Source organism: Streptomyces sp. ALI-76-A, assembly GCF_030287445.1.
Taxonomy (GTDB): domain Bacteria; phylum Actinomycetota; class Actinomycetes; order Streptomycetales; family Streptomycetaceae; genus Streptomyces.
In genome coordinates, this window is sequence record NZ_JASVWB010000002.1 from 1,533,651 (window position 1) to 1,547,470 (window position 13,820).

The 13,820-nt window shown below is 74.4% G+C and carries 9 protein-coding genes and 1 pseudogene; 5 read left to right on the forward strand and 5 right to left on the reverse strand.

Annotation, left to right across the window (positions count from 1 at the left end; genetic code table 11):
* Positions 1 to 33 precede the first annotated feature (33 nt).
* The 3 genes from QQS16_RS07870 (at position 34) to QQS16_RS07880 (ending at position 6,738) form a co-directional block, all read left to right on the forward strand.
* Entirely contained in the window at positions 34 to 1,791 is a 1,758-nt protein-coding gene (locus QQS16_RS07870; RefSeq protein ID WP_286060896.1) for an NlpC/P60 family protein, read from the forward strand.
* A gap of 984 nt (positions 1,792 to 2,775) precedes the next feature.
* Positions 2,776 to 5,691 (forward strand): glycosyl hydrolase 115 family protein, encoded by a 2,916-nt coding sequence (locus QQS16_RS07875; protein WP_286066247.1) that lies wholly within the window; start codon positions 2,776 to 2,778, stop codon positions 5,689 to 5,691.
* Between the two features lie 231 nt (positions 5,692 to 5,922).
* Positions 5,923 to 6,738 carry a helix-turn-helix transcriptional regulator gene (locus tag QQS16_RS07880; protein ID WP_286060897.1) on the forward strand — a complete coding sequence of 272 codons (816 nt, stop codon included), beginning with the start codon at positions 5,923 to 5,925 and terminating at the stop codon, positions 6,736 to 6,738.
* Here QQS16_RS07880 and QQS16_RS07885 read toward each other — a convergent pair.
* On the reverse strand, positions 6,639 to 7,910 hold the full coding sequence (locus tag QQS16_RS07885) for an XdhC family protein (protein WP_286060898.1): 1,272 nt from the start codon (positions 7,908 to 7,910) through the stop codon (positions 6,639 to 6,641). The genes QQS16_RS07880 and QQS16_RS07885 overlap by 100 nt on opposite strands.
* Positions 7,903 to 10,023, reverse strand: coding sequence for a xanthine dehydrogenase family protein molybdopterin-binding subunit (locus QQS16_RS07890; RefSeq protein WP_286060899.1), 2,121 nt, complete (start codon positions 10,021 to 10,023; stop codon positions 7,903 to 7,905). Before QQS16_RS07890 ends, QQS16_RS07885 begins: the two co-directional genes overlap by 8 nt.
* A gap of 230 nt (positions 10,024 to 10,253) precedes the next feature.
* Between QQS16_RS07890 and QQS16_RS07895 the strand changes: the two genes are divergently transcribed.
* Entirely contained in the window at positions 10,254 to 10,520 is a 267-nt protein-coding gene (locus QQS16_RS07895) for an IS110 family transposase (RefSeq protein WP_286060900.1), read from the forward strand.
* A gap of 5 nt (positions 10,521 to 10,525) precedes the next feature.
* Here the strand turns inward: QQS16_RS07895 and QQS16_RS07900 are convergent, their stop codons facing one another.
* Both QQS16_RS07900 and QQS16_RS07905 read right to left on the reverse strand, forming a co-directional pair.
* A complete protein-coding gene (locus QQS16_RS07900; protein ID WP_286060901.1) occupies positions 10,526 to 11,518 on the reverse strand; it encodes an FAD binding domain-containing protein in 993 nt (330 codons plus the stop codon).
* Positions 11,515 to 12,069 carry a 2Fe-2S iron-sulfur cluster-binding protein gene (locus QQS16_RS07905; RefSeq protein ID WP_286060902.1) on the reverse strand — a complete coding sequence of 185 codons (555 nt, stop codon included), beginning with the start codon at positions 12,067 to 12,069 and terminating at the stop codon, positions 11,515 to 11,517. Before QQS16_RS07905 ends, QQS16_RS07900 begins: the two co-directional genes overlap by 4 nt.
* Before the next feature lie 206 nt (positions 12,070 to 12,275).
* On the opposite strand from QQS16_RS07905, the gene QQS16_RS07910 reads away from it, so the two are divergent.
* A complete protein-coding gene (locus tag QQS16_RS07910; RefSeq protein ID WP_286060903.1) occupies positions 12,276 to 12,854 on the forward strand; it encodes a TetR/AcrR family transcriptional regulator in 579 nt (192 codons plus the stop codon).
* A 23-nt stretch (positions 12,855 to 12,877) separates the two neighbouring features.
* Here QQS16_RS07910 and QQS16_RS07915 read toward each other — a convergent pair.
* A pseudogene (locus tag QQS16_RS07915) lies at positions 12,878 to 13,756 on the reverse strand (aminoglycoside phosphotransferase family protein); the annotation flags it as partial.
* Between the last annotated feature and the right edge of the window lie 64 nt (positions 13,757 to 13,820).

Below are 13,820 nucleotides of genomic sequence, written 5' to 3' on the forward strand. Positions count from 1 at the left end.
GCGCGGCCCCGGTACGGAAGGAGTACGGCTCCCATGGCGCCGGAACGCACCTCGCGCCCCCAAGGCGGCGGCCTCCCCGGCATGCGCAACTCCGCGCTCGCGACGGCGGCCCTCACCTCCGTGGCCCTGCTCTCGCAGACCGCGGGCGCCACACCGGCGGCGGGGGACGACGGGCCGAGCCGCGACGAGGTCCGGGCGCGGGTCGACAACCTCTACAACCGGGCCGAGAGCGACACGGGAACCTACAACGCGACCCGCGCGGCGGGGATCCCGCGCCAGCGTTCCGCCCCGGCGGCCGACGAGCGGCGCCGAGGGGCCGGTCCGGTGTCCGACGGCACCCGCGAGGCGGCCGCGCCCGCGCTCACCGACGTGGCGCGGCAGTGGTTCGACGTGGCCCGCGCCAAGCTGGGCCCGACCGTCCCGGCGGTCCTGCCGACGGGCCGGGTGCCGGCCCGTCCGCCCCGCCCGGCGGAGCGCCCGACGAACGCCCTGGCCCTGGAAGGGCCGAGGGCAGGCGACCGGGCCGTCCCCGAACTGACCGCCAGGTCCGCCCCGGAGTCGACCGCCGGCTCCGCCCCGGCCCTGCCGAGCGCGCCCGAGCCCCCGCAGGACGCCCCCGCCTCACTGCCCGCGGCGTCCTCAGCCGCCTCCGCCGCCGACTCCGAGCCGTCGTCGTTGCAGGCCAGGAAGGTGCGGAACCAGCAGAAGCTCGCCCAGGCGCGCGAGATGCTGGCCGCCTCCACGGCACAGCTGGGCACGCCGCTCGCGGTGATAGAGCCCCGGCCGGCCGACAGCCGGCACACCCCGGCGGAACCGGCATCCTCCGACACCGGCTCGTGGAACACCAGCGCCTCCGACACCGGCTCGTGGAACACCGGCGCTACCGACACCGGATCCTGGAGCACCGGCGCTACCGACACCGGATCCTGGAGCACCGGCGCTACCGACACCGGCTCGTGGAACACCAGCGCTACCGACACCGGCTCGTGGAACACCAGCGCCTCCGACACCGGATCCTGGAACACCGGCGCTACCGACACCGGCTCCTGGCAGTCGTTGCCGCAGTCCGGGCCGACCCCGGACCTGCCGGTCACCCCGAGTTCCCCGCCCGGCCCGGCTCCGTCCGCCGACCCCATGCCCACGTTCACCCCGGGACTGTCCATCGCCCCGGCACCCGCGCCGAGCCTCGGCCTGGCGGTCGAACTGCCCGGGCCGATGCCCGCGTTCGCCCCCGGCCCGCCCGTCACCCCGGCCCCCGCCGCCCTCACCACGACCCTGCCCGTCGCCCCGGCACCCGCGCCGAGCCTCGGCCTGGCGACCGAACTGCCCGGGCCGATGCCCCCGTTCGCCCCCGGCCCGCCCGCCACCCCGGCCCCCGCCGCCCCGGTCACCGCCCCCGCCGTGGCCGACCAGGCGGTGGACGCCGGCTACGACGTGAAGGCCGCCAAGGTGCTCACCTTCGCCCGTGCCCAGATCGGCCGCCCGTGCGTCTGGGGCGCGGCCGGCCCGGGGTCGTACGACTCCTCCGGCCTGACCCAGGCCGCCTGGAAGTCCGCCGGTGTCGAACTCCCGCGCTCCACCCAGGCCCAGGCCGGCGCCGGCACGGCCGTCGCCCTCCCGGACGTCCGGGTCGGAGACCTGGTCTTCTTCTACGACGACCTCCGCCACGTGGGCCTCTACATCGGCAACGGCACGATGATCCACGCGCCGGGCCCGGGAGCGTACATCCGCGAGGAGTCGGTCTTCTACGCCGGCGAGTCGGCGATCCGCGGCGCGGTGCGGCCCGCCTGAGCCCGGGTCGGCCGGGGGCGCGCCACCGCGACAGCGCGCCCCCACCGACAGCGCGCCCCCATCGATCGGGTGTCCCCATCGATCGGGCGCCCCGCAGATCGGACGACTCGGGAATCGAGCACCCCGGCAATCGGCACCCCGGCAATCGGGCACCCCAGGATTCGAACTCCGGCGCGGACCGGGCGTCGTGGCGAATTCCGCCGACCGGAGACCGCACCTCCCCGAGGACCGCGGGCCTCACCGAGGAACCGCCGGCACGAACGGCGACCACGGCCCTCACCGACGAACCGGCACCACGAACGAAGATCGCGGGCCTCACCGAGGAACCGCCGGCACGAACGGCGACCACGGCCCTCACCGACGAACCGGCACCACGAACGAAAATCACGGCCCTCGCCGACGAACCGCCGGCACGACGACGACCACGGCCCTCACCGACGAACCAGCAGCACCAACGACGACCGCGGCCCTCACCAAGGAACCGCCCGCACTGCCGAACCGAGCCCCACCTGCCGACGGGCACCTGGGCCGACCGGTCCGCACCAGAACACTTCGGCACCCGGTCACGTCAACCACGCGCGCCCCGTCCCCGCCCCTGCTCACGTGGCCCCGACCCGCACACGCCCCTGCCCGCTCCGGCCCTCCGCCGCGCCGCCGCCCCCCTCCGACACCACTCCACCCCCGCGAGCCTCTGGACGCCCCCTCCGCCCCTGACCTAGGCTGCGCAGCAAGCGCTTTCTAGCCTGTTCACGTCCCGCACCACGGCGTCCTCCGCCCCTCACTTCCCCGTGCCCTCTTCCTGGCTCCCCGGCCCCTCCCCCGACCGTCCATGCGCTCGGTTCCGCCGCCGGCCCGCACCCCCAGCCGTCGCGGGCCGGCGCGGAAAGGCAGCGTCTCGTGCCGCACCGCGAACCGCACTTCCCGCCGCAGTCGCCCGTCCCGCCGACCGGCCCGTCCCCCAGCCGCAAGGCGTTCCTGCGGGGCATGGCCGCCGTGGGCATCGCACCACTGCTCCCGGCGGTCCTGCCCGCCTCCGCCGAGGCCGCGCCCTCGGGCCGGCCCGCGTTCCCGCTGGCCCGGGACGGTGCCGCCGTCGACGTGTTCGTGGACGCGGCGGACGATCCCGCCGTGATCCGTGCCGCCGGGGACCTCCAGGCGGATGTGGAACGGGTCACCGGAGTACGCCCCGCGCTGCGGCACACCCTGCCCGAACGGGCGGCGCTGCTGGTCGTGGTGGGCACCCTCGGCACGAGCCCGGTCGTCGACCGGCTGGCCGCGGACCGGCGCCTGGACGTCTCCGGGGTGAAGGGGCGCTGGGAGGCCTCGGTGACCCAGGTGGTGGACCGCCCGCTGCCGGGTGTGGACCGCGCCCTGGTGATCGCCGGAAGCGACCGGCGCGGCACGGTGTACGGCGTCTACGACACCTCGGAGCGCATCGGGGTCTCGCCCTGGCACTGGTGGGCGGACGTGCCCGTCGAGCACCGCGACACCGTGACCGTACCGGCGGGCCCTCTCAAGCGGTACGAGCCGTCCGTGCGTTACCGGGGCGTCTTCATCAACGACGAGCAGAACCTGACCACATGGTCGCGCCGCACCCAGGAACCGGACAAGAACATCGGGCCGCGGACGTACGAGCGGGTCTTCGAGCTGCTGCTCCGGCTGAAGGCCAACTACCTGTGGCCCGCGATGCACCCGTACTCCGACTTCTTCAACAAGCACCGGGAGAACCCCGGGCTGGCCGACCGCTACGGCATCGTCGTCGGCTCCAGCCACCCGGAGGCCCTGCTGCGCAACGGTGTCCACGAGTGGGAGCCGTGGGCGAAGGAGCACCCCGGCGCGGACGGCAGCCTGCCGGTGTACGACTACACCGTGAACCCCGGTGTCATCTCCGAGTACTGGAGAGCCCGGGCGAGACAGAACGCGGCGTACGAGAGCAGTTGGACGCTCGGCATGCGCGGGCTGCACGACAGCGCGCTGGAGACGAAGTACGCGACCACCCTCGCGGAGAAGGTCGTGGTGATGAACGACATCATCGCCGACCAGCGCCGGATCCTCGTGGAGGAGGTCGGTGCGGCGGCCGGGCCGCAGATCTTCATCCCGTACAAGGAGGTGCTGGACCTCTACAACGCGGGCGTCCAGGTGCCCGAGGACGTCACGCTGATCTGGCCGGACGACAACCACGGGAACATGCGCCAGCTGCCGAACGAGGCGGAGCGCGCCCGCCCGGGCGGCAACGGCATCTACCACCACCTGTCCTACTGGGGCCGTCCACGCAGCTACCTGTGGCTGGACACCACGCAACTGGCCAAGGTCTGGCAGGAGTTGCGCCGGGTGTACGAGCACGGCGTGGACCGGATGTGGATCTTCAACGTGGGGGACGTCAAGTCGATCGAGACCGGGCTGTCCTTCGCGATGGACATGGCCTGGGACGTGGACCGGTGGGGCGCCGACGACGTCGGGGAATTCCTCGCCGAGTGGTACGGGCGGCAGTTCGGGCACCGCCACGGGCGGGAGATCGCCGCGATCCGCACCGAGTACTACCGTCTCGCGGCCGAGCGGCGGCCGGAGTTCATCGACCGGCAGATGTTCTCCGTGGTCCACCATGGCGACGAGGCCGGACGCCGGCTGGCCGCCTACGAGCGGCTGCTGGAACGGGTCAGGGCCCTGGGTGCCCAGTTGCCCGCGGCCTACCGGGACGCGTACTACGAGCTCGTCGAATACCCGGTGCACGGCGCCTTCTTGATGAACGCGAAGTACTACTGGGCGGACCGCAACGCCCTCGCCGTCCGGCAGGGACGCGGGGCCGGGACCAACCGGTTCGCGGACCTGGCCGAGGCCGCGCACGCCGAGGAGGCGGCGCTCACCAGGCGGTACAACACCGAGGTGGCGGGCGGGAAGTGGGACGGGATCGTCAACCCGTACCCGTCGCAGATCCCCAAGGCGCCGGGCCGCCCGGCGGTCACCCGGCTCGCCCGGCAGGAGACCTCCGGGCTGGGCGTGGCGTCCGAGGGCAACGAGACCGGGACGGACCGGCCGCTGTCCTTCTCCTCCTTCACCCGGGACCGGCGTTTCGTGGACGTCTTCACCACCGGATTCCTGCCGGTGGACTGGACGGCCGAGGCCAGTCACCCGTGGGTGCGGCTGAGTGCGGCGGGCGGCTCGGTCGCCGAGCAGGTCCGGGTGTGGGTGGAGGTCGACTGGGCGCGGGTGCCCGAGGGCACGCACGAGGCGACGGTCACCGTCACGGGCGGCGGGCGGCGGGTCGGGGTGCCGCTGCGGGTCGTCGACGACGGGGAGCGGGCGCGCGCCCGGGCGCGGGGGTTCGTCGAGGCGCACGGGTACGTGTCGATCGACGCCGTGCACACCGAGCGGCGGGTGGCCCGCGGCGGGGCCCGCTGGCGGACCGTGCGCGGACTGGGCCGCCGTACCGGAGCCGTGGAGGCGGTGCCGTCGACGGCGGCGCCCTTCACCGGGGACCTCGCGAGGCGGGCGCCGGAGCTGCGGTACCGGGTGCGTTTCGTGAGCGCCGGGAGCTTCCCGGTGACCGTCTTCCGGCTGCCCTCCCTGGACGAGCGGGGCCTGCGCCGGGTGGCGGTCGCCGTCGACGACCAGCCGGCCACCGTGCTGTCCGGCCAGGCGATCGCCACCGGCAACCGGGGGGACGCCTGGGCCCGCAACGTGGAGGAGGGCATCGAGAAGCTGACCGCCACCGTGACCGTCGCCGAGCCCGGGGAGCATGTGCTGCGGCTGTTCATGGTGGACGCCGCCATCGCCGTGGACCAGATCGTCGTCGACACCGGCGGTCTGCCCGCCACGTACCTCGCCCCGCCGGAGAGCTACCACCCGGTGTTCAACCCTGATCCCCGTCAGGCGCCGGGCCTGGACGCTCCCGCCCGGTAGGTCACCGTGTGGGCCGCCGGTCCCCCGCGCCGGCGGCCCACACGGATTCTCGGGGGCCGCGCGGGGTGGCGGCCGCGGCCTGTCGCCCCCGCCTCGGGCGCCGGAGCGTCCGTGTGCTGGAGTACGTCCGAGAACGTCGTTGTCGCTCGACTGGATTGTGGGCCGCCGAGGCGCCGCGCCGGTATGGGTACAAGTACGTACGTGGACGGGGCCGGACACACGGAGAGGGACATGGCACCAGGGCGGAGCGGGGCGTACGAGCGCATGACGGCGGTGGCGGTGGCGGCGCTGCACGAGCGTGAACCCCAGCGGCTGTGGCCCCTGCTCGCGACCGCCCTGCCGGACCTGCTGGGCGCCGACGCCGTGATCTACAAGCTGGACGACTGGAACGAGAACGCGGGCACGGTGGGCGTGTCACCCGGCGTCGCCGCGGAGTTCGGCCGGCTCGACGACGAGGCCCTGGGGCTGCTGCGCGCGGGACACCCGTTCTCGCGGCACTACGCGACCGGGCCGGACCGCACCCCCGTCACCGCGCGGCAGGCGGCCGGACCGTCGTGGTCCGGCAGTGCGACCGCGCGGCTGATCGGCGACTTCCTGGACGCGCGTCACGTCCTCGGAATCCCGCTGCCGCGGTCGGCCGCCCCGGTCACCGGATGCCTCGTCTACCGCTCCGGGCGGGACTTCACCGACGATCAGATCCGGATCGCCGAGCAGGTGCAGCCGCTGCTGGCCGCCGTCGAGCAGCAGCGGCGGCTCCTGGAGCGCTGGCAGCGCCTGACCACTGGGGAGGCCACGCCGGACGCCGCCGACGCACCGGACGCGGACGTCTCGCTGACGCCCCGGGAGACGACCGTGCTGCTCCTGCTGGCCGACGCCCTGACGGCGGCCGCCATGGGCCGCCGTCTGGGCATCTCGGACCGTACGGTGCACAAGCACATCGCGAACATCTACCGCAAGCTCGGCACGCACGACCGCGTCAGCACGGTGCTGCGCGCCCAGCGACTCGGGCTGGTGCCCGCCGCGTCCGGGTCCGCCTCCTCCGCGTGATCCTGCGTCGCCGGGCCCGCCGGCGTGTCCGCGGGAGCCGGTGTCCGGGCCGCGGACGGCTCGGCGCGGTGGATCGGCGTGCCGGAGCCGGTCAGCGGCGCCCCCGTCCCGCCGCGCCGGGCCGCGACGATCTCCGCCGCGATGGACACGGCGGTCTCCTCGGGCGTACGGGCGCCCAGGTCGAGCCCGATCGGGGACCGCAGCCTGGCCAGTTCGCGGTCGGTCAGCCCGATGTCACGCAGTCGGCGCTCGCGGTCGGTGTGCGTCCGGCGTGAGCCCAGTGCGCCGACGAACGCGACCGGCATCCGCAGGGCCTGGGCCAGCAGGGGCACGTCGAACTTGGCGTCGTGGGTGAGCACACACAGGACCGTGCGCCGGTCGGTCGCGGTGCCGCGCAGATAGCGGTCCGGCCAGTCGACCACGACCTCGTCGGCCTCGGGGAAGCGGGCGCGGGTGGCGAAGACGGGGCGGGCGTCGCACACCGTGACGTGGTAGCCGAGGAACGTGCCGGCCCGCACGAGCGCGGCGGCGAAGTCGATCGCACCGAAGACGATCATGCGGGGCGGCGGCACGCTCGACTCGACGAGCAGGGTCAGCCCGCCGGGACAGTGCGGGCCGTCCGCCGACAGCTCGACGGTGCCGGTGCGGCCGGCGTCCAGCAGGACGCGGGTCTCGGCCGCCACCGCACGGTCCAGCTCCGCCGTACCGCCGAGCCCTCCTTCGTACGACCCGTCGGGCCGGACCACCAGCGCCGTGCCGAGGAGTTCCGCGGGACCGCGTACCACCCGGGCGACCGCCGTCGCCTCGCCCCGGGCGGCGGCCGCCAGCGCCGAGCGGAACACCGGCCCGGCGGGGGCCTGCGCACCGACCGGCGTGACCATGATGTCGATGATCCCGCCGCAGGTCAGGCCCACCGCGAACGCGTCCTCGTCGCTGTAGCCGAAGCGCTCGACGACCGTCTCGCCGTCCTGGAGCGCGCGCGTGCACAGGTCGTACACCGCTCCCTCCACACAGCCGCCGGAGACCGAGCCGATCACCGTGCCCGCGCTGTCGACCGCGAGGGCGGCGCCGGGTCCGCGCGGGGCGCTGCCGCCGACGGCCACCACGGTGGCGACGGCGAAGTCACGCCCCTGCTCGGCCCACCCGTGCAGCTCGGCGGCGATGTCAAGCATGTCCGCCCGCCCGCAGGACGCGGTCGGGCCGGATCGGCAGCTCGCGGTGGCGTACGCCGGTCGCGTGCCAGACCGCGTTGGCGATGGCCGCCGCCGCGCCGACGATGCCGATCTCGCCGATGCCCTTGATGCCGACCGGGTCGTCCGGGTCCGGGTCGTCGATCCAGTCCGCCTCGACGGGCGGCACGTCCGCGTGGGAGGCGACGTGGTAGCCCGCCAGGTCGGCGCCGTAGTGGCCGCCGAAGGCGTGGTCGCGGACCGCCTCCTCGTGCAGGGCCATGGAGATGCCCCAGGTCATGCCGCCGATGAACTGGCCCCGGGCGGTGAGCGGGTTGACGATCCGGCCGGCCGCGAAGATGCCGAGCATGCGGCGCACCCGCACCTCACCGGTGCCGACGTCCACGGCGACCTCGGCGAACTGCGCGCCGAAGGAGTGCCGTTCCTTCTGGGCGAGCGCGCCGATCGCCTCGGTGGTGTCGGACCGTACGGTGATGCCCTCCGGCGGGAGGTCGGCTCCGAGGGCGAGCCGCTCCCGCAGTCCGGCGGCGGCGGCCGTGACCGCCCAGGCCCAGGAGCGGGTGCCCATCGAACCGCCGGCGATGAACGCGGGGCCGAGGTCGCTGTCCCCGATGCGTACCCGTACCTGTTCCGGCGCCGTCTCCAGCGCGTCGGCGGCGACGAGGGTGAGCGCGGTGCGGGCGCCGGTGCCGATGTCGGCGGCGTTGATCCGCACGGTGAAGGTGCCGTCCGGGTGAGCGGTCGCGGCCGCGGTGGACGGGGCGGCGCCCGCGGGGAAGGAGGCCGCGGCCGTACCGGTGCCGAGGAGCCAGCGTCCGTCGCGGCGCACACCGGGACGCGGATCCCGGTCGGCCCAGCCGAACCTGCGGGCGCCCTCGTGGAAGCAGGCGAGGAGATGGCGGCCGCTGAACGGCAGCCCGGACACCGGGCCCCGGTCGGGCTCGTTGCGGGCGCGCAGCTCGATCGGGTCGAGGCCGCACTTCTCGGCGAGTTCGTCGAACGCCGACTCCAGCGCGAAGGACCCGGGGGCCTCGCCCGGCGCGCGCATCCACGTCGGGGTGGGCACGTCGAGCCGTACGACCCGGTTGGCGGTGTGGTGGGCGTCGGCGTCGTACATCGTGCGGGCGGGCAGGGCGGCCGACTCGATGAACTCGTACACCGTCGAGGTGGCGCTGAGGGAGCGGTGCTCCAGCGCGCGCAGCCGTCCGTCGGCGTCGGCGCCGAGCCGCAGCCGCTGCCGGGTGGGACTGCGGTGGCCGGCCAGCGTGAACATCTGACGGCGGGTCATGACGACCCGCACCGGGCGCCCGACCGTGGTCGCGGCCATCACGGCGGCCACCTGGTGGGCGCGGAGGCCCTTGCTGCCGAAGCCGCCGCCGACGTGCTCGGAGCGCACCCGGACCGCGGCCGGGTCGAGCGAGAACATCCTGGCCAGTTCGCTCGCGACCCAGGTGGTGCCCTGGTTGGAGTCGACGAGTTCGAGGCGTCCGCCGTCCCACCGGGCCGTCGCCGCGTGCGGCTCCATCGGGTTGTGGTGTTCCTCGGGGGTGGTGTACTCGGCGTCCACGACGACGGCGGACGCGGCGAGCGCGCCCTCCAGGTCGCCCTTCTCGGCCACCGCCGGCCCGTGGTTGTCGACCGGGTACGCGTCGGGGTGCTCACCGCCGAAGGCGACGTCGTGCGGCTCCGTGTCGTAGTGCACGACCAGCGCCTCGGCGGCCTCCCGGGCCTGCTCGGAGGTGTCGGCGACGACCAGCGCGACCGGCCAGCCCCGGTGCGGCACCCGGTCGTGCTGGAAGACGGCCGCGGTGGGGTCCGGCGGGACGCCCAGCAGTCCCACGAAGTCGATGTCGACGCGGGGGGCGTTCTGGTGGTGCAGGACGGCGACCACGCCCGGCATGGCGAGGACGGGACCGTCCTCCACCGCGCGGACGCGGCCCCGGGCGACGGTGGACAGCACCAGCCAGCCGTGGGCGAGTGAGGCGAACGGGATCTCGCCCGCGTAGCGAGCGGCCCCGGTGATCTTGTCCCGGCCCTCGACGCGGGTGTGCGCGGTGCCGACGGAGTTCCTGCGGGCCGTGGGAGCGGTGGTCATCGGGGGGCCCTACCTTCCTGCTTGGGCTGAGCGAGCCATTCGTAGGGTTGGCTCACCCAGGAGTGCCGGGTATGGCTGATTGGGTGGTGCCCTCGACGGCTCTGGAGGCTTGGCCGCCCGGTACTCCGCGACGACTCGGCTGCTGCTGGGGATGCGCGATCCGATCGCTGTGCAGGGCCACGCCAGCGAGGTCGTCTGCGGGACACGTTCATCTGAGAACCGGAGGCACTATGGGCCGCATCCGGGCCGGTACAGACATCGGCAAGGGGCATCACCACTGCGTGGTGATCGACGAGGAGGGCCGGCGGCTGCTGTCCCGGCGCGTCGCCGACGACGAGAGTGAGCTGCTCGCGCTGCTCGGCGATGCAGCGCGCCGAGGGGAACGACACACCCAGGCCGTGCTCGCTCTCGCCCGTCGTCGCGTCAACGTCCTGGGGGCCATGCTCCGTGACCAACGGTGCCACCAGCCCACACCGCCGGTCACGGCTGCGGCTTGACAACATCATGGGGAAGCCTCCTCGGTGAGCTGGGTCAGCACGGCCACCACGAGGTTGCGCATGAGGGTCACCTTGTATCCGTTGTGCGGCAGCGGCTTCGCGGCGGCCAGTTCGGCGTCCGCCGCGGCGGCGAAGGTCTCGGCGTCGGCCGGGGCGCCGGTCAGGACGCGTTCGGCCGCCCGGGCCCGCCACGGCCGGGACGCGACCGCGCCGAACGCCAGGCGCGCTTCGCGTACGACGCCGTCCTGGACGTCGAGCGCGGCGGCGACCGAGCCGATGGCGAAGGCGTACGAGGCCCGTTCGCGGACCTTCCGGTAGCGGGAGCGGGCGGCGACCGGGGCGGGCGGCAGGGTGACGCCGGTGATCAGCGCGCCCGGCGGCAGCGCGGTCTCCCGGTGCGGGGTGTCACCCACCGGCAGATAGAACGCGCCGAGCGGTGACTCGCCCCGGCCGTCGGCCGTCTCGTACGTGACGACCGCGTCGAAGGCGGTCAGTGCGACGCCCATGTCCGAGGGGTGCGTGGCCACGCAGTGCTGGGAGGCACCGAGGACGGCGTGGTTGTGGTGCTCGCCCTGGACGGCGGGGCAACCGCTGCCCGGGACACGCTTGTTGCAGGGCTTGGTCACGTCGGTGAAGTAGCCGCAGCGGGTGCGCTGGAGCAGGTTTCCGCCGACCGTGGCCATGTTGCGCAGCTGGCCGGAGGCCCCGGCCAGCACGGCCTGCGCCAGCGCCGGGTAGTGGCGGCGGACCAGGGGATGCGCGGCGAGGTCGCCGTTGGTGACGGTCGCGCCGATGCGCAGGCCGCCGTCGTCCGTCGGCTCGATCCCGTCCAGCGGGAGTTCGCGGACGTCGACCAGCCGGGTGGGACGCTCGACGCCGGTCTTCATCAGGTCGACGAGGTTGGTGCCGCCACCGAGGAAACGGGCGTCGGGGTCGGCGTCGAGCAGCGCGAGGGCGCCGGAGACGTCGACGGCGCGCCGGTAGTCGAACTCCCTCATGCGGACGCCTCCGTACGGACCGCGGCCGCGCGGGCGACCGCCTCGACGATCTGGACGTACGCGCCGCAGCGGCACAGGTTGCCGCTCATCCGTTCCCGGATCTCCTCGGCGGTCAGGGGTGGCGGCCCGGCCTCGGGCCGGACGTCGTCGGTGACGGCGCTCGGCCAGCCCGCCGCGTGTTCCTCGATCACCGCGACGGCCGAACAGATCTGGCCCGGCGTGCAGTAGCCGCACTGGTAGCCGTCGAGGTCGAGGAACGCCTGCTGCACCGGGTGCAGTTGCTCGCCCTCGGCCATGCCCTCGATGGTGGTGACCTCCCGCCCTTCGGCGGCCACGGCCAGTTGCAGACAGGACACCGCCCGACGGCCGTCGAGCAGTACGGTGCAGGCACCGCACTGCCCCTGGTCGCAGCCCTTCTTGGTGCCGGTCAGGTCGAGGCGCTCGCGCAGGGCGTCGAGCAGGGTGGTGCGGTGGTCGACGGACAGCGTGTGCTTGTCTCCGTTGACCTGCAAGGTGATGGCGCTGTACGTCGATGCCGGGGCTGGTGTCATGATCAGCCTTCTTTCGCGTATCGGAGGACGGGGGCGACGACCGGGCGTCAGACGAACCCGGCAGGCGTGCCGAGGGGAACCGGAGGGGGACCGCCGACAACGCGGGCGCTAGAGTGAACTCAAATGGACAACTGTCCGGTTCGCTTCCGAACGTAGTGGACAGCTGTCCGGTTAACAAGGACGGGTTTCGGCCGCCAGGAGGACGAGTGCAGCAGAAGAAGAACCCACCCCTGCGCTCCGACGCGCAACGCAACCGCGAGCGCATCCTGGAAGTGGCGCTGGCCGAACTGACCCGCTCCGCGGACGCCCCGCTCAGTGCGATCGCCAAGAAGGCGGGCGTCGGACAGGGCACGTTCTACCGCAACTTCCCCAACCGCGAGGCGCTGGTCCTGGAGATCTACCGCCACGAGATGCAGCGGGTCGCCGACACCGCGACCCTGCTGCTCCGCACCAGGGAACCCGACCGGGCACTGCGCGAGTGGATGGACCGCTTCGCCCGGTTCGCGATGGCCAAGGCCGGTCTGGCGGAAGCGATCCGGAACGCCATGAGCGCACCGGGGCAGCCGGCGAAACCGGGGAACGCTCCGGTGACGGAGGCCGCCGAACTCCTGCTCCGTGCGAACGAGGAGGCCGGCACGATCCGGCCAGGCGTGACCGCGGACGACTTCTTCCTCGCCATCGGCGGCCTGTGGCAGATCGATCCCCGGGGCGACTGGCAGCCGCGCACGGCCCGGCTCCTGGACCTGGTGATGGACGGCCTGCGCGCCGGAGCCCCCGGACGCTGAGGCCGGTCAGCTCCGCAGGGCCCGAGGACGACGGCCGCCGGATCCAAGGCCGGCGCGCCGTCCTCGAAGTCCCACAACGCGTTCCGCAGCAGCCGGCCGCACGCCGGCGGGCCGGCCCGAGCACCTCGGTCAGCAGGTCGAACCGACGCCGCACGGCACGGGCCGGGTCCCCGGTGGCCACGATCCCGTCCCACCCGCTCTCCAGCGGGCCACAGACCGAAGCCGGGGTCCCCGGCGAGGGGCTCGGGATCGACGGCGAGCCACGGCTCGCGCTCGGCGGCGAGGACATCGCCGTAGCGCAGGTCCCAGTGCAGCAGCCGGTCCCCGGTTCGCCGACGAGCTCGGCCACCGCGGACGCCCCGTCGCGCGGCAGTCGCCGGCCGGCGGGGTCCACGAGCGCCACCACCGCGCGCGGTACCCGCTCCAGCATCTCTGCGGCGATGTCCCCGAGCCGCCGCGGTTCCCCGGCGCGGACACCGCGACCAGCCGAGCCTGAAGCCCGGCCAGGACGCCCATCGCGACGTCGTCGTCCTCGACGCAGGCGAGCGTACGGGCACCGTTCGGCCGCTCCAGCGGCAGGGCGCCGCGTTCCTCCTCGTGGTCGAGCACCCGCACCGCCCCGCGCCCGTCCCAGGCACGCAGCCCGACGAGGGCGGCGGCGGTCTCCTCCCGGGCATCCGCAGCCTGAGCACGGCACCGGTGCCCTCCTCCCGCCGTACCGGAAGCACCAGGGCCGCCTCCCCCGCCCTGGCCTCGCCGCCCCGGCTCAGCCCTCAGCGCTCGAGCAACTCCGCGGCCAGGGCCGGCAGTCGGGCGATCCACTCCCGGCCCTCCTCGCCGAAGCCCCGGGCGTACGAGGCGGCCGGCGCCCGAGGTACCCCGACTCCCGGCGATGTGCTCATACGGCGGCTTCCCTCGACGACACCGGCTCCCGCGCCCCGACCTGCGCGAGGAGCGCGCCGACCG

Excerpts from the sequence above, each read along its gene's own strand:
- QQS16_RS07870 (WP_286060896.1), top strand. The coding sequence starts at position 34 with ATGGCGCCGGAACGCACCTCGCGCCCCCAAGGCGGCGGCCTCCCCGGC.
- QQS16_RS07875 (WP_286066247.1), top strand. The coding sequence starts at position 2,776 with ATGGCCGCCGTGGGCATCGCACCACTGCTCCCGGCGGTCCTGCCCGCC.
- QQS16_RS07880 (WP_286060897.1), top strand. The coding sequence starts at position 5,923 with ATGGCACCAGGGCGGAGCGGGGCGTACGAGCGCATGACGGCGGTGGCG.
- QQS16_RS07885 (WP_286060898.1), bottom strand. The coding sequence starts at position 7,910 with ATGCTTGACATCGCCGCCGAGCTGCACGGGTGGGCCGAGCAGGGGCGT.
- QQS16_RS07890 (WP_286060899.1), bottom strand. The coding sequence starts at position 10,023 with ATGACCACCGCTCCCACGGCCCGCAGGAACTCCGTCGGCACCGCGCAC.
- QQS16_RS07895 (WP_286060900.1), top strand. The coding sequence starts at position 10,254 with ATGGGCCGCATCCGGGCCGGTACAGACATCGGCAAGGGGCATCACCAC.
- QQS16_RS07900 (WP_286060901.1), bottom strand. The coding sequence starts at position 11,518 with ATGAGGGAGTTCGACTACCGGCGCGCCGTCGACGTCTCCGGCGCCCTC.
- QQS16_RS07905 (WP_286060902.1), bottom strand. The coding sequence starts at position 12,069 with ATGACACCAGCCCCGGCATCGACGTACAGCGCCATCACCTTGCAGGTC.